At 66.6% G+C, this 21,105-nt stretch carries 25 protein-coding genes; 16 read left to right on the top strand and 9 right to left on the bottom strand.

Going from position 1 to position 21,105, the window contains the following annotated elements; translation table 11 throughout:
* Positions 1-26: 26 nt before the first annotated feature.
* The 3 genes from GO591_RS09050 (at position 27) to GO591_RS09040 (ending at position 1,668) form a co-directional block, all read left to right on the top strand.
* Positions 27-200, top strand: coding sequence for a hypothetical protein (locus tag GO591_RS09050; RefSeq protein ID WP_157156516.1), 174 nt, complete (start codon positions 27-29; stop codon positions 198-200).
* Positions 201-425: 225 nt separating this feature from the next.
* A complete protein-coding gene (locus GO591_RS09045) occupies positions 426-761 on the top strand; it encodes a hypothetical protein (protein WP_157156515.1) in 336 nt (111 codons plus the stop codon).
* A gap of 295 nt (positions 762-1,056) precedes the next feature.
* Positions 1,057-1,668, top strand: coding sequence for a flavodoxin family protein (locus tag GO591_RS09040; RefSeq protein ID WP_157156514.1), 612 nt, complete (start codon positions 1,057-1,059; stop codon positions 1,666-1,668).
* Positions 1,669-1,838: 170 nt separating this feature from the next.
* Here the strand turns inward: GO591_RS09040 and GO591_RS09035 are convergent, their stop codons facing one another.
* Positions 1,839-3,578 (bottom strand): HNH endonuclease signature motif containing protein, encoded by a 1,740-nt coding sequence (locus tag GO591_RS09035; RefSeq protein WP_157156513.1) that lies wholly within the window; start codon positions 3,576-3,578, stop codon positions 1,839-1,841.
* Positions 3,579-3,662: 84 nt separating this feature from the next.
* On the opposite strand from GO591_RS09035, the gene GO591_RS09030 reads away from it, so the two are divergent.
* The gene (locus GO591_RS09030; RefSeq protein WP_157156512.1) at positions 3,663-3,986 is read left to right on the top strand and encodes a hypothetical protein; all 324 of its coding nucleotides are present in this window, start codon (positions 3,663-3,665) and stop codon (positions 3,984-3,986) included.
* Between the two features lie 20 nt (positions 3,987-4,006).
* Here the strand turns inward: GO591_RS09030 and GO591_RS09025 are convergent, their stop codons facing one another.
* Positions 4,007-4,783 (bottom strand): TetR/AcrR family transcriptional regulator, encoded by a 777-nt coding sequence (locus GO591_RS09025; RefSeq protein WP_157156511.1) that lies wholly within the window; start codon positions 4,781-4,783, stop codon positions 4,007-4,009.
* A gap of 86 nt (positions 4,784-4,869) precedes the next feature.
* On the opposite strand from GO591_RS09025, the gene GO591_RS09020 reads away from it, so the two are divergent.
* The 3 genes from GO591_RS09020 to GO591_RS09010 all read left to right on the top strand — a co-directional run bounded on the left by GO591_RS09020 (position 4,870) and on the right by GO591_RS09010 (position 7,154).
* Positions 4,870-5,313, top strand: a complete 444-nt coding sequence (locus GO591_RS09020; RefSeq protein WP_157156510.1) for a VOC family protein — start codon at positions 4,870-4,872, stop codon at positions 5,311-5,313.
* 55 nt (positions 5,314-5,368) lie between these two features.
* On the top strand, positions 5,369-6,703 hold the full coding sequence (locus tag GO591_RS09015; protein WP_232466116.1) for an MFS transporter: 1,335 nt from the start codon (positions 5,369-5,371) through the stop codon (positions 6,701-6,703).
* 268 nt (positions 6,704-6,971) lie between these two features.
* Complete coding sequence (locus GO591_RS09010; RefSeq protein WP_157156509.1) at positions 6,972-7,154, top strand: PspC domain-containing protein; 183 nt, start codon at positions 6,972-6,974, stop codon at positions 7,152-7,154.
* Between the two features lie 21 nt (positions 7,155-7,175).
* Here the strand turns inward: GO591_RS09010 and GO591_RS09005 are convergent, their stop codons facing one another.
* The 5 genes from GO591_RS09005 to GO591_RS08985 all read right to left on the bottom strand — a co-directional run bounded on the left by GO591_RS09005 (position 7,176) and on the right by GO591_RS08985 (position 11,224).
* Entirely contained in the window at positions 7,176-7,415 is a 240-nt protein-coding gene (locus tag GO591_RS09005) for a hypothetical protein (protein WP_157156508.1), read from the bottom strand.
* Positions 7,416-7,484: 69 nt separating this feature from the next.
* Positions 7,485-8,243 carry an iron ABC transporter ATP-binding protein gene (locus GO591_RS09000; protein ID WP_157156507.1) on the bottom strand — a complete coding sequence of 253 codons (759 nt, stop codon included), beginning with the start codon at positions 8,241-8,243 and terminating at the stop codon, positions 7,485-7,487.
* A complete protein-coding gene (locus GO591_RS08995; RefSeq protein ID WP_232466115.1) occupies positions 8,240-9,232 on the bottom strand; it encodes an iron chelate uptake ABC transporter family permease subunit in 993 nt (330 codons plus the stop codon). Before GO591_RS08995 ends, GO591_RS09000 begins: the two co-directional genes overlap by 4 nt.
* Positions 9,225-10,193 (bottom strand): ABC transporter permease, encoded by a 969-nt coding sequence (locus GO591_RS08990; RefSeq protein WP_198295447.1) that lies wholly within the window; start codon positions 10,191-10,193, stop codon positions 9,225-9,227. Before GO591_RS08990 ends, GO591_RS08995 begins: the two co-directional genes overlap by 8 nt.
* Positions 10,194-10,255: 62 nt before the next feature.
* On the bottom strand, positions 10,256-11,224 hold the full coding sequence (locus tag GO591_RS08985) for an ABC transporter substrate-binding protein (RefSeq protein ID WP_157156506.1): 969 nt from the start codon (positions 11,222-11,224) through the stop codon (positions 10,256-10,258).
* Between the two features lie 173 nt (positions 11,225-11,397).
* On the opposite strand from GO591_RS08985, the gene GO591_RS08980 reads away from it, so the two are divergent.
* The 4 genes from GO591_RS08980 to GO591_RS08965 are packed head-to-tail and all read left to right on the top strand — an operon-like array spanning position 11,398 to position 14,409.
* The gene (locus tag GO591_RS08980) at positions 11,398-12,960 is read left to right on the top strand and encodes a DUF7059 domain-containing protein (RefSeq protein WP_232466114.1); all 1,563 of its coding nucleotides are present in this window, start codon (positions 11,398-11,400) and stop codon (positions 12,958-12,960) included.
* Positions 12,953-13,330, top strand: a complete 378-nt coding sequence (locus GO591_RS08975; protein ID WP_157156505.1) for a DUF3054 domain-containing protein — start codon at positions 12,953-12,955, stop codon at positions 13,328-13,330. The genes GO591_RS08980 and GO591_RS08975 overlap by 8 nt, the downstream gene beginning before the upstream one ends.
* Positions 13,327-13,704, top strand: a complete 378-nt coding sequence (locus GO591_RS08970) for a VOC family protein (protein ID WP_157156504.1) — start codon at positions 13,327-13,329, stop codon at positions 13,702-13,704. The genes GO591_RS08975 and GO591_RS08970 overlap by 4 nt, the downstream gene beginning before the upstream one ends.
* A 60-nt stretch (positions 13,705-13,764) precedes the next feature.
* On the top strand, positions 13,765-14,409 hold the full coding sequence (locus GO591_RS08965) for a protein-L-isoaspartate(D-aspartate) O-methyltransferase (RefSeq protein ID WP_157156503.1): 645 nt from the start codon (positions 13,765-13,767) through the stop codon (positions 14,407-14,409).
* A gap of 12 nt (positions 14,410-14,421) precedes the next feature.
* Here the strand turns inward: GO591_RS08965 and GO591_RS08960 are convergent, their stop codons facing one another.
* On the bottom strand, positions 14,422-15,468 hold the full coding sequence (locus tag GO591_RS08960; protein ID WP_157156502.1) for a zinc-binding dehydrogenase: 1,047 nt from the start codon (positions 15,466-15,468) through the stop codon (positions 14,422-14,424).
* Between the two features lie 67 nt (positions 15,469-15,535).
* Here GO591_RS08960 and GO591_RS08955 point away from each other — a divergent pair, with 67 nt between their 5' ends.
* The 4 genes from GO591_RS08955 (at position 15,536) to GO591_RS08940 (ending at position 19,077) form a co-directional block, all read left to right on the top strand.
* Entirely contained in the window at positions 15,536-16,393 is an 858-nt protein-coding gene (locus GO591_RS08955; RefSeq protein ID WP_157156501.1) for a DUF3097 domain-containing protein, read from the top strand.
* 22 nt (positions 16,394-16,415) lie between these two features.
* Positions 16,416-17,471 carry an FUSC family protein gene (locus GO591_RS08950; protein WP_157156500.1) on the top strand — a complete coding sequence of 352 codons (1,056 nt, stop codon included), beginning with the start codon at positions 16,416-16,418 and terminating at the stop codon, positions 17,469-17,471.
* A 33-nt stretch (positions 17,472-17,504) separates the two neighbouring features.
* Entirely contained in the window at positions 17,505-18,155 is a 651-nt protein-coding gene (locus GO591_RS08945; protein WP_157156499.1) for a spermidine/putrescine ABC transporter substrate-binding protein, read from the top strand.
* A gap of 256 nt (positions 18,156-18,411) precedes the next feature.
* Entirely contained in the window at positions 18,412-19,077 is a 666-nt protein-coding gene (locus GO591_RS08940; RefSeq protein WP_232466113.1) for a M23 family metallopeptidase, read from the top strand.
* 10 nt (positions 19,078-19,087) lie between these two features.
* Here the strand turns inward: GO591_RS08940 and GO591_RS08935 are convergent, their stop codons facing one another.
* Entirely contained in the window at positions 19,088-19,696 is a 609-nt protein-coding gene (locus GO591_RS08935; protein ID WP_157156498.1) for a hypothetical protein, read from the bottom strand.
* A 286-nt stretch (positions 19,697-19,982) separates the two neighbouring features.
* Between GO591_RS08935 and GO591_RS08930 the strand changes: the two genes are divergently transcribed.
* Positions 19,983-21,068, top strand: a complete 1,086-nt coding sequence (locus tag GO591_RS08930) for a VIT1/CCC1 transporter family protein (protein ID WP_157156497.1) — start codon at positions 19,983-19,985, stop codon at positions 21,066-21,068.
* Positions 21,069-21,105: the final 37 nt, after the last annotated feature.

Below are 21,105 nucleotides of genomic sequence, written 5' to 3'. Positions count from 1 at the left end.
CTCACATTGAAAGAAGGGCCTACTTCATGAACATTCTCGCCGCGATCGTTTCCATCATCATCTTTGTCGGTGGTCTGTTTCTGTTTGGTTATGCAGCTGAGTTCCCGGGGTACGAGATCTACGTATTCGCCGCGGGCATCGTTGCGGTCTGTGTCGCGGTGGCCATCCCGATCCACGTCCTGAAGCGGATCGACGGCTAGCTGCGTCTGCCCGTAGGGGAGTAGTTGGCGCTGCGGCGCCGCCGGTGAGTGCCTCCGGTCAGTGCCGCCGCAGCTACGCCGTGCCGCGTTTCGAAGCCCGGTCACTCAGGCGGTTGATTGGCGCGCGAGGCAGTCGCACGCGCATCGAGGCCGCCAGGGGAGTCTCGAGCGAGCCCTTCAAGGCGCGTCTCGAAACGCGGCAACGATCAGAGTAGGGTCACCGGCATGGTGAATCTTGTAGAGAAGCTCTCTGAGTCGATTCCGGCTGGCCTCGGTGTCAAGAAGAACTACGGCGATCCGATCATCGTGGGCGGGGTCGAAGTGGTTCCCGTTTCCCTTGTCTGGTTCGGCTTCGGTGGCGGCAGCGACGATTCCGGGACCGGTGAGGGTGCTGGTGGCGGCGGTGGCGGAGGCGTTAGCGTCCCGATCGGTGCCTACGTTCCCGGACCGGACGGTCCCGTCTTCCGGCCCAACGTGATCGCTGCGATGGCGGTTGGCATCCCGCTTGTCGCTGCTGTGGGCACTGCGCTGTCGAAGATCGTCAAGGCGCTGAAGAAGTAGCCACCGGAGCAGCAAGTGGTCGAGAAGCTCCTCGCGTCATGCAACCGCTGATAGAGCTTCCGCTGATCGAGCTTCCGCTGATCGAGCCTCCGCTGATCGAGCTTGCCGAGATTTTCGGCAAGCTCAATCAGCGAAGCGGTGCGCTCGTGAAGCGCGCCAACCCGCCCCGTGAAGCGCTAAGGAGTCTTGTGAAACGCTCAACCAGTCTTGTGAAGCGCTCAACAAGTCCTGTGAAGCGCTCAACAAATGGCCGTGTGGGGTTGGCGGCACTGAGGCATCCGGCCACAGTAGGGGCATGGATACCAATCTCACCGCCATCGCCTTGGTCTGCACGCTGTCGCCTTCGCCCGCCGAGTCGAGCAGCGAGCTGCTCGCGCAGCAGCTCCTGGACGAACTCGGACAACATGGCGTGACCGGCTCTGTTGTCCGGGTCGTTGATCACGATGTCAAGCCCGGAGTCCAGACCGACATGGGCGATGGCGACGAGTGGCCGGCGATCCGTGAGAAGGTCCTTGCCGCTGACATCCTGATCCTCAGTTCGCCGACCTGGATGGGGCACCCGTCCAGCGTTGCGCAACGGGTGCTGGAGCGTCTCGATGCGGAACTCTCCGAGACGGACGAGCAGGGTCGGCCGATCCTCTATGACAAGGTCGCGGTCACGGCCGTGGTCGGCAACGAGGACGGTGCCCACAAGATCACCGCGGACTTCATGCAGGCCCTCAATGATGTGGGCTTCAGCATTCCGGCGCAGGGTGGCACCTATTGGAACGGTGAGGCCATGCAAAAGGTCGATTACAAGGATTTGGACTCGACGCCGGATGTGGTGGTCGCAACGAACAAGTCCCTGGCGGCGAATGCGGTCCACCTGGCCCGGGCGCTCAAGGTTTCGGCATATCCGAAGTCCTGATTAGGTGGTGTGGCGCGAGCGGCCGCCCAAATCATGATCAGCTCGTCTGAGGAGCGCCTCTTTCGGTCACTGCTCAGCTCACCATCAGACTGTTGTTCGGCCCCTCTGATCAATGCTTCTGGCACCCCTCCCGTCTTGCTTTGCATCGGTGCGTCGTGAACCCATTCCTGTCACCCTGTGCCGCGGTTCCTGGGGGCATCTGCGTCATCTACCTGGTGGCGACGGTCATCTCGTTCTCGTTCTCGGGGGAGTTGAGGTAGCCGTTCCCGCTGGGCGTCCAGTTTCTTGTCCGTGATCCCCGTCTCGCGGTTTAGTTCGTTGTCCCGTTCCCGTTCCCGTTCCTGTTCGTGGTCCGGTGGTCGTGCGCGGCCGCGGTCGTGCGGGTGCTCGCTTTCTTGTTCTCGTTGGAGGTCGCGGAGTGCTGCGCTCTTGGAGCGCATCAGTCGTGGAGTCTGTTCCGGGTCGATGTCCGGGGGTGGGATCAGCCAGTAGTGGCCGTCACGGTAGTGGATCTCCCAGTGATTGTTGTGGAAGAGCAGGTGGTGGTAGCGGCAGAGCAGGATGCCGTCGGCGATGTCGGTGTTGCCCTCGTCGCGCCGCCAGTGCTTGACGTGGTGAGCTTCGGTCCAGGCGGCGGGGCGGTCGCAGTCGGGGTCCATGCATCCGCCGTCCCGGGCCGCCAGCGCGATCCGCTGTTTGGGGCTGAACAGACGTTGTTCTCGGCCGAGGTTGAGCACTTGGCCGTCGTCGTTGAATACGATCGGGATGGTGCCTTGCGTGCAGGCAACTCGTTCCACGGTTTCGATCGACACCGGGGTGTCGGTGCCTTCGATCCAGCCGTGCCCGGTGCGCTCTTCGAGGGCGCCGAGGCTGACCAGCACCCGGACGGCGGGCGGTTTGGGACCGATGACCGGTTTCGTCGGGTCGACGGCCGTGCCGATGCGGAGCAGTTCGGTGATGGCGTCGTGCAGGTATTGCTCGGTGCTCCGTGGGTCGGTGGCGACGCCTTCCGCCCACGCCTTGTCGGCTTCGCTAGTGAAGCGCGGTCCGCCGCGGCGCGGGGAGGTCAGGGTGTCGTAAACCGCGTCCCAGAAGGCCGCGGATTCCAGGTCCGGGTCGATGATGTAGCGGTGCACCCCGTTCGGCCGTCGGGTCCGGCGGATCGCCCGGTCGGCGTGGATTGCCTGTTCCCGGCTACGGATCCCCGCCTCGTCGAGGTCGTCGCGGAGTTCCCGGGCTCGTTTGAACAGCCGGTCCGCGTCTAAGCCGGCCGCCGCCTCGACCAGCAGAATCTCGGCAGCGGCGGTGAGGTCGGCAATGGTGATCTCGATGCCGGTGTCTTCGCTGCGGGGTTCGCCGAGCCCGGTCCGGATCGAACGTGCTTGTTCTAGAGACAGGGTGCCGGCGGTGACCGCGGCGCCCACTGCGCGCAGCCATGGGCGGGAGGCATCCGGTCCGTACGGGCCACAGGCGGTTCCGTCGGGCGTAGTGCCGCCGGTCGAATCGCCACCGGGAGTGTCGCCGCCGCGGTCGCCGGTCGGGTCGAGGATCGACTGATGCGCCATCCCGCCGACCTGGACCATGGTCGCGGCGTCCCGGAAGGTGGACCCGGTGGTGTGTTGCAGTAAGGCTTCCGGGCTGCGGAAACCTTCACGCTGCGCCAGCCCGGTGTGGCCGAGGTCTCGGCGGGAGCGGTGCGCGATCTCCCCGGCCAGCAACGCCGCGCAGGCATCCAACCGGCGCCGCGACTCGGCCGTCGATCGTTGCGCGGCCAGCAATTGCTGGTCGTCCAGGCCCTGCAACAGCCCAGCCAGCATCGCGGTGTCGACGGTCAGTCCCGCGGCGAGATCGGTGGTCGTAGACGCTACCGCGGCAAGGGCCCCGGTGAAGGTGTCTACGACTGATTCCATGCATCAATTCTCCCAGGCTCGAACACATTTATGAAGGGGTTTCGAATAAGTCGCGAAGATTCTGGCTGTGGACGAGAAGACGCAGTGCTGCTGGCGATTTGCAGAAGGGAGGGCAGGAAAGCGGCGAGCCTGAACGGCGGAAAGACAGAAATAGTCAGAGACAGGAAGAAGGGAGCCAGGAAGAGGGGAGAGGCAGGGAGCAGGGCGAGACCGGGAGCAGGGCGAGGCGGGAAGCAGGAAGAGGCGGGGAGAGGCAGGAAGCAGGAAGAGGCGGGGAGCAGGGAGAGGCAGGAAGCAGGAAGACGGGGTGAGACAGTCCGCGAAGAGACGGGGCCAGAGGAGCGACGTCGCGGGGAAATGGGGAAGGGCAATAAGACAGAAGAGCGGAGAAACAGGAAGAGGAGATGAGTGCGGCGTTTTGTGCTGCGCTACAACCCGCGCTCGACCATGTCGAGCAGCTGCACCGTGGCGGCATCCACCATCTCATCGGTCAGCCCGCGCAACGGCCCGTCGATCACAAGCATCCCGAGCCCGTGAACCGCCGACCAGGCGTGCAGCTCCGCTCCGGGCCGCCGCGATGCTGGAAGGGATCCAGCAGCGACCAATTCATCAAGCGCGAGCGACAGCAACTGGAATGGGGTGCGACCGGATGCCCCCGCCTTGTCGGGCGCGACAGCCTCACTGAGATCGTGGGGCACCGTGAATGCCACTCGGAATAGTCCAGGCTCCTCACGAGCGAACGCGAGATAGCCGACACCGACCGCACGTAAACGGTCACGAGCTGCTGAAGGAGCGGGAGTAGCGGGAGCCACTGAAGGAGCGGAGGAAGCGGGCGTACCGGGCGAACCTGACGAACGGGAAGGACCTGGCGAACCGGAAGAACCTGGCGAACCGGAAGAACCTGGCGAACCGGAACCTGACGAACCAGAAGAACCAGTCGAACCCGAAGAACCCGTCGAAACCTTCAGCAACTCCTGCTCCATCCGATCCGCGGCGAGCCCCTGCGCGGCGGCGGAGACGGCGTCGAGCAAAGCCTGCCGGTCCGAGAAGTGGCGGTACGCAGCCGAGGGCGACACTCCGACCTGGCGGGTGACCTCGCGGACGCCCACGGCGTCCGGTCCGCCGACCCGCGCCAGCGCGAGCCCGGCGGCGATCAGCGCATCGCGCAGGTCTCCGTGGTGGTAGGTGCTTCGGGCGAGGGACATGGCGGGATTCCTCTGGACAGTGGCAATGACGAAGTGAGAGTGTTGACAGCGTACACATTGGATCGACCCGATGCCGGGAGGCACAGATGCTTACACACACCCAGGTATTCAGCTCCTTCTCGACCGACGACATCGAGGCAGCGAAGGAGTTCTACGGACAGAAGCTCGGATTGAAGGTTGCCGACAATCAGCTCGGCGGAATCGACATCACCCTCGCGAGTGGCGGCCAGGTCTTCGTCTACCCGAAGGACAACCACCGGCCGGCCAGCTTCACGGTGCTGCACTTCGGCGTCGAAGACGTCGAGAAGGCGGTCGACGAGCTGAACTCGGCCGGCGTGCAGACCAAGATCTACGGCGACGACGAGCTACCTGACATGCCCAACGACTCCAAGGGCATCTGGCGCGACGAGAACAACCTGGCCATGATGGCCTGGTTTAAGGATCCTGCTGGCAACGTCCTCGGTCTGGTGGGCAACAACCAGGAGGCAATCGCGGCCCAGGAGGAAATGGCCCGACGCGCCCGGCAATAAACCAAAATCCGGCGCGAAGCCGATACATCCCAACATCTCGAGAGGAACGCATCCAGTGTCGGATGACGCCCCTAAGACTCCCGTTCGCCCCAGCCGCCTGCCCCGCGCCGCGCGCCCATTCCTGGAATCGCAATACCGCATCCTGATGGGTGCCCTCACCCTGTCGCTGTTCGGCGCGGGAATGTGGCTGGTCGCCGTCGTCTGGCAGGTCATCGAGCTGGATGGCGGACCGATCGAACTCTCGATCGTCGCCACCGGCTCGGCGGTCGGCCTGGTCGCCGCGGTGCTCTTCGGCGGGGTCGCCGCCGACCGCATCCCGCAACGACGGATCATGGTCGCCGTCGAAGCGACCAAGACGGCGAGCATCGCCACCGGCGCCGTGCTGGCTCTCACCGGCACCCTCGAAATCTGGCACCTCGCCCTGATCTCGTTCGTGCTCGGAGTCGCCGACGGGTTCTTCTACCCCGCATACTCGGCGCTGCTCCCTGGCATCCTGCCCGCGGACCAATTACTGGTCGCGAACGGCGTTGAGGGGATGCTGCGTCCGGTGATCATGCAGGCGGCCGGTCCGGCGGTGGCGAGCGCGGCGATCTCCGCGTTCTCACCCGGACTCACTTTCGCGCTCGTCGCGAGCTCGCAGCTCCTCGCCGTGATCGGGCTGAGCCTCATGAAGCCCACGCCCCTGCGCAGCACGCGCGGTGAGGCAGTACCCCAGCACCCGGTCATGCTGGTGCTGAAGGACATGCGCGACGGCTTCGTCTACATGGTGAAGACACCGTGGCTGCTGGGCACGCTCGTCTTTGCCTGCCTGCTCATCCTGGTCATCATGGGACCGATCGAGGTGCTGTTGCCGTTCGCGGTCAAGGATCAGGCCAACGGTGGCCCCGAAGGCTTCGCCCTAGCCCTCGCCGCGTTCGGCATCGGCGGTGCGGCCGGCTCGATGCTGGTGGCATCCGTCCGCCTGCCACGCCGCTACCTCACGATCATGAACCTGGCGTGGGGAGTCGGATGTCTCCCGCTCGCGATCATCGGCTACACCTCACAGCTCTGGCTGATGGTGATCGCTCTGTTCATCGTCGGGTTCACCTTCTCAGCCGGCAGCGTCATCTGGGGCACGCTGCTGCAACGCCGAGTCCCCGCGGCACTGCTCGGCCGGGTTTCGAGTCTCGACTTCTTCGTCTCGCTCGCGCTGATGCCGATCTCCATGGCGATCGCCGGCCCGATCGGGCTGGCGATCGGGCTCGGCCCCGCGTTCCTGATCGCCGGTGTCATTCCGACCTTCCTCGCGATCGGGGCGATTCTCCTGTTCCGGATGCATCGGGACGAACTGGAGCACCCATTGGATGCCTCGACTGAACACGCTGGACAGGCCGAGGCCGCGGCATCCTGAGCATCACCCGTACCCGCTCGCATCGACCGGCCACGCGGCGTATTCTGCCGGGAACAACACGTCGTGGGAGGAGTCGATATGCCTGACAAGTCACCGAAGAAGTCCGAACATAAGACCGCCGCAACGAAGTCGATCAAGCAGAAGCGAGCCGAGAAGCGGGCAAAGTCCCAAACCAAGGATCAGAACAGCTGATCGTCTGACGGCACCGGCGCTGCAATCAGGGGAACCCCGGATTGCGGCGCCGCTTCATGCCGGGAAGGCTGGAGTCATGGAACTCAGAAGACCCCGTCGTGGCCGTGTCATCGCGGGCGTCTGCCTCGCGATCGCCAACCGGTTCGGCTGGAATCCCACTACCGTTCGCGTGCTGACCCTGCTCAGTCTGCTGCTGCCGGGGCCGCAGATCCTGCTGTACCTCGTCCTCTGGATCGTCATCCCCGGCGAGAAGCGCTGAGAACCGGCGAAACGCTGATCCTCAGCTCGGATTCCTCGGCATGTTGAGCTCGTCGTCATCGACCTCAACGTCGCCAGTGTCATCCGGCCCGCCGGTACCGGGCAGCACCTTCACATCGTTCTCGTCGATGGCTGCATCGTCGGTGGCCGCGCTTTGGGCCGGGTCCTGCTGACGCTGCTCGGTTTCCTTGTCGCTGGCTGGGCTGTACGAGGTGTCGCGCCGCACCTGCTCGTCGTCGCCGCCACGGTTGGTCTCACTCATGCGTGGCACGGTACGCCTCGTCGCGCCCGGCGTCCAGAGCGCGCGGCATCCCGAGCGAGCAGGCAACGCTCAGCGTGTGTAGACCGCCGTTGGCTGGCCGTCGACGTCGAACACCCGCACCGGGGTGTCGAACACGCGGCTGAGCACGTCCTCCCGCATGATTTCCGCCGGCGTGCCCGATCCTGCGATCTGGCCCTCGCAGAGCGCGACGATGCGGTCGGAGTAGGCCGCGGCGATGTTGATGTCGTGCACGACGAGCACGATGGTCTTGCCGAGTTCGTCGGCAGCCCGGCGCAGCTGCCGCATCATCAGCACTGCATGCTTCATGTCCATGCTGTTCAGCGGCTCGTCCAGCAGCACGTACTCGGTGTCCTGCGCGAGCACCATCGCCACGAACGCGCGCTGGCGTTGCCCGCCCGACAGTTCATCGATGAACCGGTCGGCCAGCGGGGTCAGGTTCAAGAACTCGAGCGAACTCGCCACCTGGGCGTGGTCCTCGGCGCGCAACCGGCCCTGGCAGTGCGGGAACCGGCCGAAACCGACCAGGTCACGCACGGTCAACCGCGCGGACACCTGGTTCTCCTGGCGAAGGATTGACAGCGTGCGAGCCAGTTCACGGGCGTCGGATGCCCGAACATCCAGCCCGCCGACGGTGACCGTGCCGCTCCCGGGCTCGATCAGCCGGCCGATGATGCCGAGCAGCGTCGACTTGCCTGCGCCGTTCGGGCCGACGAGGGCGGTGATCCCGCCGCGGGCGATCGAACCGGTGACCGGCCCGAGCACGACGGTGTCGTTGTAGGTCATGCGGACGTCGACGAAGTCGATCACAGGGTGCCCTTCCTAAGAAGCAGGATGAGGAAGATGATGCCGCCGGCGAACTCGATGATCACGGTGAGGAAGCCGGATGCCGAGAACACGTGCTCCATGATGAACTGCCCGCCCACCAGGGTGAGCAGCCCGAGCAGGAACGCCATCGGCATCACAAACGCGTGCCGGTGAGTACCCGCCGCCTGGTAGGCGAGCAGCGCGACGACGAAGCCGTAGAAGGTCATCGGGCCGACCAGTGCGGTCGAGAAGGCGACCAGCACCGCGATGAGGATCAGCATCAGGGTCATCTCGCGCTTGTGCCGCACGCCGATCGCCGTCGCCGTATCCCGGCCGAGCAGCAACGCATCCAGCCGGTACCGCCTCGCCCAGAGCACCGCGCCAACCACCAGACAGACCCCGAACGCGAGCGGCAGGTAGCTGTCGTCCACGTTGCTCATCCGTCCGAACAGCCGCGTCGACAGCAGGTCGTAGTCGGTCGGGTTGAGCAACCGCTGCAGGAACACGGACACGCTGTCGAATGCGAGTCCGAAGACGACGCCGACCAGCAGCAGCAGGTACAGGCTGCCGAAGCGGCCGGAGAACAGCCAGCGGTACAGCAGCGTTGCGAAGATCACCATGAGCACCGTCTGGGTGATCAGCTTCGGCAGCCCCTCGGTCTCAGCGAGTACCGCGCCGCCGAAGATGAACACGGTCACGGTCTGCATGAGCGCGTACAGCGAGTCGAAGCCCATGATCGACGGGGTGAGGATGCGGTTGTTCGTGATGGTGTGGAATACCACCGTGCCGACACCCTGCGTGAACGCGGCGATTGTCATCGCGCCGAGCATGGTTGCCCGGCGTTCGAAGCTGAACCAGAACCCGCCGCGAATGAACAGCAGCAAAAAGCATGCGATGGCGATCGCGACCAGCACGCCGACGATCACGAGTCGCATGCCCGGTGTCAGGCGCTTCATCCGGCTGGCGGATGCCACGGCCACAGTCTCAAGCACTGACTGTCCTCCGTTGCTTGAGCACGAGCACGATGAACACGGCGGCGCCGAGGGCGCCGAGCACCACCGAGGCCGGGATCTCCATCGGCGCCACGATCGTGCGGCCGATCAGGTCGCAGGCCAGCAGCAGTCCGACTCCGATCATGGCCACCCAGGGCAGGTTCGAGCGCATGTCGTCGCCGCGGACCATCGAGACGATATTGGGCACGATCAACCCGAGGAAGGGGATGAACCCGACCACGACCGTGGAGACGCCGGTCGACAGCGCCACCATGGTGACGCCGAGCAGCACCACCTTGTCGTAGTTCAGCCCGACGTTCGTGGCCAGGTCTCGACCGAGGCCGACCACGGTGAACCGGTTCGCCACGATGAAGGCGACCACGGCGACGATCGCAACGATCCAGAGCGGCTCGTAGAAACCGCGCACGATGCCGCTGAATCCGCCAGAGCGCCAGGCCGCCATGGCCTGCAGCAGGTTGAAGGTGCCGGCCAGGTAGGTGGTGATGGCGCCCACCACCGCGCCCAGCATGATGCCGACCAGCGGGACGATGATCGAGGAGCGCACCGCGACCCGGCGCAGCACGGCAAGGAAGACGGCCGTGCCGGCGAAGGCGAACGCCGTCGCAGCGACCATGCGCAGCATCGGTGGTGCCTCAGGGAACACGATCAGCATCACCAGCAGTCCGAGCCCGGCCCACTGGCTGGTGCCTGCGGTGGTCGGCTCAACGAAACGGTTCTGGGTGATGAGCTGCATGATCACGCCGGAGATGCTCATCGCCAGTGCCGCGAAGATCAGCGCGAGGGTGCGCGGCACCCGGGAGATTAAGAACATCTCGGCCGCGGCAGGATCGGTGAACAGGTTGCCGAGCGAGATGTTGTACCCGCCGACGAACAGCGAGGCGGCGACCAGCGCGATGACGACCACGACACTGGTCGTCTGGATGATGGTTCGAGAGGGCACTGGTGGATCTCACGGGTGAGGGGCGCCGGATGCGGGCAACCGGCGCCCCTGGTGGCTGATGGTCAGGCGGCGTTGAAGGCCGAGGCGATGCTCTCGAAGGCGTCGGTATAGGCCTGGATCCCCTCGGTCACGTAGAAGTACGAGTCGAGGTAGATGATCTGGTCCTTGGTCACGAAGGTGGTTTTCGTGAACGCCTCCTGGGCGGCGACGACCTGCTTCGCAGGGGTGACCTCACCATCTGCGGTGGCAGCGTCGCGATCGAGCACGATCATCCAGTCGGGGTTCGCCTGGGCGATGGTCTCGGGGGCGATTCCGGAGTCGACGTGCACGGAGTCGCTGTCGAGATCCTCGGATGCGAAGACATCCTTGAGCGTGAGCGGCTCCAGCAGGCGGCCGATACGGCCGGCGCCGTTGTCGATCTTTCCGGCCGAGACGTTGGCAAGGAAGACGCTCTCACCGTCGGTCGCGGTTGCCGCAGCCTCGATGGCTTCATCCAGGCCGGCGATCAGGGACTCGGCCTCGTCCGCCTTGTTGAAGATGGCGCCGAGCGCGGTGGTCTGGGTCTTCAGACCCTCGACGAAACCGTCCTCGGACTCGTCCGACGGCGACACGTCGACGACCGGGGCGATCTTCTCGAGTTCGTCGGTGAAGTCGGCGAACCGGTAGCCGCCGATGATCAGGTCGGGCGCTGCTTCGCTGATCGCCTCCAGATCCGGCTCGCGGTGGGTGCCGGCGTCGAGGATCTCGTCATCCGACGCCCACTCGTTGAATCCCTCGCGCGGCAGCAGCGGCTTCGGCAGCGCAACCGGTTCGACACCGAACGCCTCCAGCGTCGCGAACGACGTGTTGTCGAGGGCGGCGACGCGCAGCGGCTCGACCGGCACCTCCATGGGACCGTTGTTCGTCTCGATGGTGACGGATGCCGCGGACTCTTCGGCCGGGGCAGCCGAAGCCGCGCAACCGGTCAGAGCCAGAGCGAGGCCAGCGGCCAGAACACCGACAGCGAGCCGGGGACGTTTGAGATCGAACATCGGGGTGAAACTCCGTACTGTCTGGCGGCAGGGCAAGCATGTAAGGCCATCCCCAAATATGCTTTATCCGCTGAGGTTAGCCTTACCTAAGCAATTCATGCAAACTCGCGTTGCGCTCACCTGCGCCCCGGCTGATCGAGCTTGCCGGGATCCCAACACGATTGAATGGTCGGGTGGACACCCTCATCGATCGCCTCCGTGCCGACCTGACCGCAGCCGATTTCACCGTCGAGTCTCTGCAGGCGCTGTGGGGAGGCCAAGCCGAGGCTGCCCTCTTACGCGGGCACCGGGTGCCGGCCTTGCGCGCGCTGGAATCGCAGCACTCGGCAGCGGCCACCCTGGCGAGGTTGTTCGTGCTCGGGCTGCCGGTCGATCAGGAAGCGCTCGCCCGGGCGTTGCCCACCGTGGGCGTAGCCGGAGCGAGTGAACTCGGACTCACCTCCGCGGATCGGGCCGGCGGAGATCTCGCCGCTCTCGATGAACGATCGGTGCGGCCCCTGCTCGACCTGCGTCCGTACAGCTTCACGGACGCACTCGGCTCCGGGTCGTGGTGGATCGTCTCCGACCTCGGCGAGCTCGCCCTCGGTGCGGAGCTGCCCGAGGGGCACGTGCTCGGTGTTGGTGGGGCGTCGATGACACTCAGCGGCCTGATGATCCAGACCCCGGTTCAGCGGGTGCTCGACCTCGGCACCGGGTGCGGCATCCAGGCCATGCATGCATCCAGGCACGCCGAGCAGGTGGTCGCGACCGACATCTCTGAGCGGGCCCTTCAGCTTGCCGCACTGAACGCGCGGCTGAACCGGATCGAGAACATCGAGTTCCGGCTGGGCAGCCTGTACGAACCGGTTGCCGGGGAGCGGTTTGATGCCATCGTGTCCAACCCGCCGTTCGTGATCACGCCGCGCGGCGAGGGCGTCCCGGAATACGAATACAGGGACGGCGGGCTCATCGGCGACGGCATCGTCGAGGCGGTGATCGTCGGCGCCGCCGATCACCTCGCCGACGGGGGCATCGCGCAGCTGCTCGGCAACTGGGAGTATCGCGGCTCGGTGCACGCCTTCGACCGCGTGCGCGGCTGGCTCGACACGGCCGGCCTCGACGGCTGGGTGATCGAGCGTGAGTTGCAGGATGCTCCGCTCTACGCCGAAACCTGGATCAGGGATGGCGGAACCCTTCCGGGCGCCGAGTTCGACACTCTGTATGCGGCGTGGCTCGCCGACTTCGAAGCCCGCGGGGTCGCCCAGGTCGGCTTCGGCTACGTCACCCTGCGCCGCCCGCAGCCAGGCGCGCCCTCGCTGCGCCGGCTGGAACGGCAGCACGGGCCGCTCGGCGACAACCCCGCAGGCCTCGGCAGGCACCTCGCCGACTGCATCGCCGCGTGGGACGCGCAAACTCGGCTGAGCGACGCCGAGCTGGCGGCATCCGCACTCACCGTCGCCACCGATGCGACCGAGGAACGCCACTACTGGCCGGGCGACGACGATCCGACAGTGATGCTGCTCCGCCAGGGCGGCGGATTCGCGCGCACCATCAGCCTGGACACGGCACTCGCCGCGGTGGTCGGCGCCTGCGACGGCACCCTGAGCATCGCGGCAATCTGCGCGGCCATCGGCCAGCTGCTCGACGTCGACGGCGGCGACGTGCTGCGCGACGTGCTGCCCCGGGTGCGCGATCTCATCGACAACGGAATCCTCCGGCTCGATGGGACTGACCTGGACGGACACGACAATGACTGACCGACGACTCGTGATCGTCGCGCTGCTCGCGGACGTGGCGCTGATCGTCGTGTTCGTTGCGATCGGCCGCCGCGAGCATGACTCTGCCGGAGCCTTCATCGGGTTTCTGACCACCCTCTGGCCGTTCCTCGCCGCCCTCGGCGTCGGCTGGCTGGTGACCAGGGCATGGCGCCGGCCGACCGCGCCGCTGACCGGCGTGCTGCTCTGGCCGATCGTGGTCGTGGTCGGGATGGTCCTGCGGGCAGTCTCCGGTCAGGGGACCGCCTGGAGCTTCATCCTGGTCACCGCGCTGGTACTCGGCGCATTCCTGATCGGGTGGCGCCTCGCCGTCACCGGAATTCACCGCTCTCGTGTACGGTCGCGGTCATGACTGACACCGCCGTCGGCCGCCTCGGCCATATCGTCATTGACTGCCCGGATGCCACGGGCCTTGCCGCCTTCTACGGCCGCGTGCTCGGCCTGCCGGTCGACTCGAGCGACCCGGCGTGGCCGAGCGTGACCGGTGAGGGATACGGCCTCCTGTTCCAGCAGGTGGACGGATATCGCGCGCCGCAGTGGCCAGGACAGGACGTTCCGCAGCAGCTGCATCTCGACGTGAATGTCGCCGACCTGCACGATGCGCACGCTCAGGTGCTCGCGCTCGGGGCGGTGCCTGCGCAGGAGGACGTCGACCTCAGTACGGCCCCGTGGGCGGTCTACCTCGACCCCGCCGGACATCCGTTCTGCCTGGTGCGCAGCGCCTAGCAAGACCGTCGGCCGCCTGCCGTTGATGCGCGGCGTGTCCACAGGGACGACACTGGGGATATGCGCGACTACCAGCGCGACCGCGAACGCATGGTCGATGAGCAGATCGCGCGTCGCGGCGTGCGTGACCAGCGGGTGCTGGAGGCGATGCGGACGGTCCCGCGGCACGAGTTCGTCGCCCCCGGTTCCGCCGACAGCGCCTACTCCGACTTCCCGCTGCACATCCCGGAACGGCAGACCATCTCGCAGCCGTACATCGTCGCGGTCATGACCGAGGCGGCCCGTATCCTGCCCGACGACCGGGTGCTGGAGGTCGGGACCGGCTCCGGATACGCGGCCGCCGTGCTCGCCATGCTCGCCGCCAGGGTGTTCACGATGGAGCGGATTCCGGCGCTTGCCGAGACCGCGACCGCTCGGCTTCAGGCGTACCCGAACGTGACGGTGATCACCGGCGACGGCACGCTCGGACTGCCGGAGGAGGCGCCGTTTGACGCGATTCTGGTCACCGCGGCCGGCCCGGAGATTCCGCCACCGCTGCGCGAGCAGCTGGCCATCGGCGGGCGGCTGGTGCTGCCGCGCGACATCCCGAACGGCGGTCAGCGATTGGTGCGCCTCACCCGCACCGCCGACAGCGAGTGGGAACAGGAGATCCTTATCCCGGTCACCTTTGTCCCGCTGATCGGCGAGCACGGCGTGCAGCGCTGACGGCGACGGCGGTCACGGTCGAAGCAGCACCTTGATCGCACGACGCTCGTCCATCGCGGCGTACGCCTCGGCGACCTCGGCGAGCGGCAACTCGAGATCGAAGACCCGGCCGGGCTGCACCCGTCCGGCGAGCACATCGGGCAGCAGTTCGGGGATATAGGCGCGAGCCGGCGCCATCCCGCCACCGACGATGATGTTGCTGTCGAACAGTTGGCGAATCGGCAACTCCGCACCGCCCGAGGGCACGCCGACGAAGCCCACCCGCCCGCCCGGACGGGTGACTCCAAGCGCCTGGACCATTGAATCCTTGGTCCCGACCGCCTCCAGCCCGCAGTCGGCAAGACCGCCGAGCACGGAGCGCACCGCCGAGATCCCCTCAGCACCGCGCTCGGCGACTACATCCGTCGCACCGAACTCCCTGGCCAGCGCCTGGCGGTCGGCATGCCGGCTCATGACCACGATCCGTTCGGCGCCGAGTCTCGCCGACGCGAGCACGGCGCTCAATCCGACCGCACCGTCACCGACGACGACCACGGTCGAGCCCGGTCCGACCCCAGCCGACACCGCGGCGTGGTGACCGGTCGAGAAGACGTCGGACAGGGTCAGCAGGTGGGGAACGAGGGAGTCGTCCACCGGCCCGGGCACCGCCACCAACGTGCCGTCGGCGAGAGGCACGCGCACCCGCTCGCCCTGCCCGGCATCGATCGGGAACCCCTCCCGATCGACACCGCCGAACGAGCCGAGGCGCTCACACGCCGAGGTGACGCCGTTTCGGCACGGCACGCACACTCCGCAGCTCACCGTGAACGGTGAGATCACGAAATCGCCCACCGACAGCGATCGCACCTCGGCGCCGATCTGTTCTACGATTCCGACGAACTCATGACCGATCGCCCGTGGCTTGCGCGTCGCTGACACACCCCGATAAGGCCACAGGTCCGACCCGCAGACACACGCAGCGACCACCCGCACGACCGCATCCGTGGCCAGGTGTACCTGCGGCTCCGGCCGCTCTTCCAATCGGATGTCGCGTTCGCCATAGATCATCGTTGCCCGCATCCGCACATTCTCTCCCACGCCGGAGCCATCACCCGGCACCACGGCCGCCCGCCGTTACCCTCGTTCGGTGGACTACGACCAATACGGAACCGATGTGCTCGCCGGCGACTGGAAGAAGCGGTCGGCAAAGCCGCCCGCCCGGCAGGCCGCCGCCGAGAAGGGTCTCGTCGTCGAGGAGGTGATGTCCGGATTCTGCGGCGCGGTAGTCGGCATCGAAGCGGGCGCCGTGCAGCTCGAGGACCGCTTCGGCAAAGTGCGCGCGTTCCCGCTCGGGCCGGGCTTTTTGATCGACGGCGAAGCGGTTGTGCTGGTGCGCCAGTCTGCACCGGCCAAGTCGACGACCGCGCGCACGGCATCCGGCTCGTTCGCCGTCGACGGCGCAAAAGCCCGCGTGGCGCGAGCCAGCCGGATCCTCGTCGAGGGCCGACACGACGCTGAACTGGTCGAACGTGTCTGGGGAGACGACCTGCGCATCGAGGGGGTCGTGGTCGAGTACCTGGCCGGTATCGATGACCTCGACTTCCTCATCCGCGATTACGAACCGGGGCCAGGCAAGCGCATCGGCGTGCTCGTCGACCACCTCGTCCCGGGCTCCAAGGAGTCCCGGATCGCGGATGCCGTGCGCCGCGGCCCGCACGGCCAGAACGTGCTCGTGGTGGGGCATCCCTTCATCGACATCTGGCAGGCGGTCAAACCAGCCAGGCTGAACCTGTCCGCCTGGCCGGTCATCCCACGAGGCACGGAATGGAAGCACGGCATCTGCGAAGCGCTCGGCTGGCCCCACGATGACCAGGCGGACATCGCCAGGGCCTGGAAACGCATCCTCGGCACGGTGGGCAGTTACGCCGACCTGGAGCCGGTATTGCTCGGTCGGGTCGAGGAACTGATCGACTTCGTCACCGCCGTTCCCGAGGAACGCACATGATCCACTGGATAGAATTGCGGGAATGACGACACGAAGGCCCCGATGGTTGAACGGAATCGGAGCCCTCGATGTCGAAGCCGGAGTCCGGGCATCCATCTCCCTGCTCGTGCCGCTGCTCATTCTTTTCGGCCTGGACCGGCTCGACCTCGCGGTCTACGCCGCCTTCGGTGCGTTCACCTCGCTCTATGGCCGCAGCGAGCCATACCGGCTGCGCGCGCAGACCCTGATCGTCTCTGCGCTGTCGTTCATCGCAACGATCGGGGTGGCCATCCTGTTGTCCGCGTACGACGCCCCGCTGTGGCTGCTGGCGATTGCGCTCGCCCTGGCGGTCGCCTACGGGATCGCGTCCAGCGAGGTCATGGGCTGGATCCCGCGCGGCTCGATCTTCTTCGTCTTCTCCATGCTCGTCATCTCGAATGTGCCGATCGAGCCGGCAGCGATGGGGGAGGCGCTCGCGGTCACTGCCGCGGTCACGGCTTTCTCCGTCCTCATCGGCATGAGCGGCTGGCTGCTGCGCAAGATCGCGCCACGTCGGGCGAAGGCGAGATTCCGTTCGCTGCACAACCGACCGGTGCGCAAGCTGTCCCCGGTGAAGACCCGCACCTACTGGTACTTGGCCGGCGTCAATATCGTCGGAGTCGTCGGCGCGTGGGCATTGGCCCTTGCGGCGGGTATCGGACACCCGTACTGGGCGGCGGTAGCGGTGGCGGCGATCATGCCGACGCTGGCCTCGCTCACCGTCTACCGCCGGATGTGGCACCGATTCTTCGGCACCGCGGCCGGTGTCGTCGTCGCAGCGGGCTTGTTCCTCTGGAATCCGAGTCCGCTGGCGCTGATCCTCATCATCGTTCTCTGCCAGTTCGGTGCCGAACTGTTCGTCGGACTGCACTACGGGATCGCGCTGCTCTTCATCACCCCACTGGCCCTCGGCGCAAGCAACCTCGGCCCACAGGACCCGTGGGGGCCACTGCTGGTCGACCGGGTCATCGAAACCGGGATCGGAGCAGCGGTGGCGTTCGTGATCATCGTCATCGCCCGGCGCGTGGTCAGTCGGGAGAAACCCGCCGAGCCGGCGTGATCCGCGCTCTTGCACCGAGTAGCGTGACATGACATGGGGCAGCAAGGCGCTGGGGACAGCATCGACGGTCGTGTTCGTGCCGCGGTCGATGCCTGGATGCGGTGGCTTCCCCGCTGGGAGCCACCGACGCACCGGTCGCGCACTCGCGTCTGTCGGCGCTGCGTCGGATCGCCTCTGGTGGCCGCGGCCGGATTCGACGGGTATGTCCCGCACGCGGTGAAGCACGCCCTGGTCATGCGGCTCACCCATTTGATCGACGCCGAGGTCGACGAGTACACCCAGCGCAACCTCCCGCTGCTCGCGCGCGAACTGCGCGACTCGGAGGCGCGCAAACAGGCCAGGTCATACCGGCCGGGGGAGGGACTCGCGCCGGAGTACCAGGGCCTGGACCTGGATCCCGAACCCGATCCCGGGCAGCCGTTCCTGTTCACCATCGCGGAACTCGCCGCGTCAGCCGAGACCGTTCCGCTTCCCGAGCCGGAGCCGCTGACGGATGCCGCCAAGGCGGCACTGCGACACGAGGTGGATCTCGCAGACGACCACGCGACGCGCACCGGGATGGCCGTTTGCCTGTCGCTCACCGAACATCGCGAGCGCATCGCAGCGGCGCTCGAGCGGCTGGTTGAGCCGCAGATCGAGGCGATGCTGGCGGAGCTCACCCGCTCGCTGGATGCGCCGCTATAGCACCTATTTCGTCTCTTGAGTGATCTTTAGATAACGATTTGTGATCATTCAGGAAACACGGAGGGTCATAAGTCACACTTTATGAGGCGCTAACGCGCCGGGACTGAGTTTCCAGGGTGTGACTATTCGACCGCCCGCCGCGAAACGAAGACGTCCCCGACACCGTTCCCGTCGGTGTCTGTCCGTGCTCGACGACGCGCGTAGCCCCCGCGCGTCCTAGGCCTTTGCGCCGTCAACAACCCGGAGAATTACCCCTTTGCCCCGTCACCTCGCTACCCCTGCCCGTTACGGTGGACTGCTGCACGTCAGCCGTCGCCAGCTTGCCTTCACCGCCACGCTTTTTGCCGGCGCCATGGCCCTGGTCAACACTGCGCCCGCCGATGCTGCCCCGCTGACTGCCGAGGCACAGTTGAACGCCCCGCTGCAGTCGCTCACCGTGCCCGCTGAAGTCTCCGCCCAGCCCACCATCCGCGACGGCTTCTCGATGAGCTTCTTCACCGTCATCACCTGGCCGCTGGGTGCCGGCGTCCAGATGAGTGCCGACTTCGGTCCGCGCAACGCGCCGTGCGCCGGCTGCTCGAGCAACCACCAGGGCATCGACTGGACCCCGGGCTCGGGCACCCCGATCAACTCCATCGCCGACGGCGTGGTTGTCTCCACTGGAGATTCGTCCGGCGGCCTCGGAACGCACATCAAGATCCAGCACACCATCGACGGCCAGACCTGGACCAGCGTCTACGGCCACATGATCTCAGGGTCGCGCACCCTGAGCGAGGGTGACACCGTCAAGATGGGTCAGCAGGTCGGTCAGGTCGGCAACACCGGTGCAAGCACCGGCGCTCACCTGCACTTCGAGATCCGGGATGCCGGCGGCAACGCCGTTGACCCGTACGCCTGGCTTTCCGCCCGCGCGAACGTCTGATCCCCTCGGCTTAGATTCCGAAGTCGCCGCCGCCAAAGTCGCCGCCGCCGAAATCGCCGAATCCGCCGCCGAAATCACCACCGAAGTCGCCGCCTTCAGCGCCGGCGGTGTCGGCACCACCGGTGTCGCCGCCGCCGGCGTCAGCTGATTCTGCGCCAGAATCGCCGGCCGCGGCATCCGCTTCCGGTCCGGGCAGGAACGCACCGACCAGTGCCGAGCCGACCACATAGCCGGCCACGGTTCCGAGCAGCGATGCGCCGAGCATCGAGCCGAAGCTCGGTCCGCCCATGGAGCGCTCCATCGTGCCTGGTCGGCGGAGTTCGGAGCGCGTGGCGGACTGGGCCAGCGAGTGGGCGTCGTCGCCTCGCGGCTGTTCGCCCGCCGGAGCGTTGCGGGTCAGTTCATCGAACAGCATCCGCCGCTGTTCCGGGGTGAGCTTGGTGAAGGCTTCTTCGTGAACCTGCTCGATCGTCTCCGGCGGAGCCGTCCGCAGCAGGTAGCGGTAACGTTCAACGGCTCGCTGGTCGTCGCTTTGAGCGGCGGGAGCCGGAGTGTTCTGGCGCGGAGCGCGGGGTTCGTCACTGTTCTCGCGGCCAAGCAGTCGGTCCAAAAAGCCCATGTGAGTTCTCCTTGACTAAACGGGTTGTGCTCAGGTTAGGCCGGGTGGCCGTGAACGGGCTGCGAAGGATGGCGGAGGGGATTGGCTAGACTGGCTGGCGAAGGGGAGTAGCTCCCGCCGGTTCGGTATAACAGAAACGGTGACGGTACATCGACATACTGGCGATAAGCCCGGTGTGCCACCCGCGTTGCGGGCGAGCGAGACCTTCGGCCAGACCGCGCTCTCGCGCGACCGATTCCGGCCGAAGGCGCGCGCAGCCCTTCGGTCGGCAGACCGAGGAGTCCGCATGACCGAACGACGCGTATCTCACGACCCAAGCCCGGCCGACATCCGCCGGTGGCGCCGCTACCTCGCCGACGAGCGCGCCGAAGCCGCCGTCTACCGCGACCTGGCCGGTCGACGCGAGGGCGAAGAACGAGAAATCCTGCTCGAGCTGGCCGAGGCGGAGCGCAGGCACGAGACGCACTGGCTGGCGCTGCTCGGCGATCAGGTCGGCAAACCGCGCAAGGGAGCCCCGCGCACTCGCGCCCTGGGCTGGCTGGCCCGTCGCTTCGGATCGGTGTTCGTGCTCGCGCTCGCGCAACGCGCCGAGGCACGGTCGCCGTACGACATGGATGTCGACGCGACCGACGCGATGGCCGCCGACGAGCGCATCCACGGCGAGGTCGTGCGAGCCCTCGCCGCGCGAGGCCGAAACCGGCTGGCGGGCACCTTCCGGGCCGCGGTCTTCGGGATGAACGACGGACTGGTCTCGAACCTGGCCCTCGTGCTCGGTATCGGTGCCACCGGCGTCTCCAACCAGACCGTGCTGTTCACCGGAGTTGCCGGTCTCCTCGCGGGAGCACTGTCGATGGGTGCCGGCGAGTACGTCTCGGTGCGATCGCAACGCGAACTGCTTGACGCGAGCACTCCCGATCCGGATGCCACGCGCGCGGTGCCCAAACTCGACGTCGATGCGAACGAACTGACCCTGGTCTATCGGGCTCGCGGGATGGAAGCCTCCGAGGCTGCCAGGCACGCGGCCGACGTGATCGCCAACTGGCGCGCTGACGCAACCGGACCGGTCCGTGTTGTCGGCGCCGAGCACGAGACCCACGGATCAGCGTGGGGCGCGGCCACCTCAAGCTTCCTGTTCTTCGCCTCGGGCGCGATCATTCCGGTACTGCCGTATCTGTTCGGCCTCCAGGGGATGGTGGCGATCATCGTTGCTTCGATCCTTGTCGGCATAGCGTTGCTGATCACCGGCGCGGTCGTCGGCTTGCTCTCGGGAGCATCCCCGCTCGCACGCGCGATCCGGCAGCTGCTGATCGGTTACGGCGCGGCAGCCGTCACCTACCTGCTCGGACTCGCGTTCGGCGCCAACCTCGCCTGATCCCGCGGTCGGCTGATCGAGTTCGCCAACCGAGCCG

This window comes from Diaminobutyricimonas sp. LJ205 (assembly GCF_009755725.1).
GTDB lineage: Bacteria > Actinomycetota > Actinomycetes > Actinomycetales > Microbacteriaceae > Ruicaihuangia.
This window is presented reverse-complemented; position numbering and strand designations above follow the sequence as displayed.

Coding starts and splice junctions, on each gene's coding strand:
- GO591_RS09050 (WP_157156516.1), top strand. CDS start 27: ATGAACATTCTCGCCGCGATCGTTTCCATCATCATCTTTGTCGGTGGT.
- GO591_RS08945 (WP_157156499.1), top strand. CDS start 17,505: ATGGGGCAGCAAGGCGCTGGGGACAGCATCGACGGTCGTGTTCGTGCC.
- GO591_RS08950 (WP_157156500.1), top strand. CDS start 16,416: ATGACGACACGAAGGCCCCGATGGTTGAACGGAATCGGAGCCCTCGAT.
- GO591_RS09010 (WP_157156509.1), top strand. CDS start 6,972: ATGGAACTCAGAAGACCCCGTCGTGGCCGTGTCATCGCGGGCGTCTGC.
- GO591_RS09005 (WP_157156508.1), bottom strand. CDS start 7,415: ATGAGTGAGACCAACCGTGGCGGCGACGACGAGCAGGTGCGGCGCGAC.
- GO591_RS08970 (WP_157156504.1), top strand. CDS start 13,327: ATGACTGACACCGCCGTCGGCCGCCTCGGCCATATCGTCATTGACTGC.
- GO591_RS08965 (WP_157156503.1), top strand. CDS start 13,765: ATGCGCGACTACCAGCGCGACCGCGAACGCATGGTCGATGAGCAGATC.
- GO591_RS09020 (WP_157156510.1), top strand. CDS start 4,870: ATGCTTACACACACCCAGGTATTCAGCTCCTTCTCGACCGACGACATC.
- GO591_RS09040 (WP_157156514.1), top strand. CDS start 1,057: ATGGATACCAATCTCACCGCCATCGCCTTGGTCTGCACGCTGTCGCCT.
- GO591_RS09045 (WP_157156515.1), top strand. CDS start 426: ATGGTGAATCTTGTAGAGAAGCTCTCTGAGTCGATTCCGGCTGGCCTC.
- GO591_RS08960 (WP_157156502.1), bottom strand. CDS start 15,468: ATGCGGGCAACGATGATCTATGGCGAACGCGACATCCGATTGGAAGAG.
- GO591_RS08975 (WP_157156505.1), top strand. CDS start 12,953: ATGACTGACCGACGACTCGTGATCGTCGCGCTGCTCGCGGACGTGGCG.
- GO591_RS08985 (WP_157156506.1), bottom strand. CDS start 11,224: ATGTTCGATCTCAAACGTCCCCGGCTCGCTGTCGGTGTTCTGGCCGCT.
- GO591_RS09035 (WP_157156513.1), bottom strand. CDS start 3,578: ATGGAATCAGTCGTAGACACCTTCACCGGGGCCCTTGCCGCGGTAGCG.
- GO591_RS09025 (WP_157156511.1), bottom strand. CDS start 4,783: ATGTCCCTCGCCCGAAGCACCTACCACCACGGAGACCTGCGCGATGCG.
- GO591_RS08930 (WP_157156497.1), top strand. CDS start 19,983: ATGACCGAACGACGCGTATCTCACGACCCAAGCCCGGCCGACATCCGC.
- GO591_RS08935 (WP_157156498.1), bottom strand. CDS start 19,696: ATGGGCTTTTTGGACCGACTGCTTGGCCGCGAGAACAGTGACGAACCC.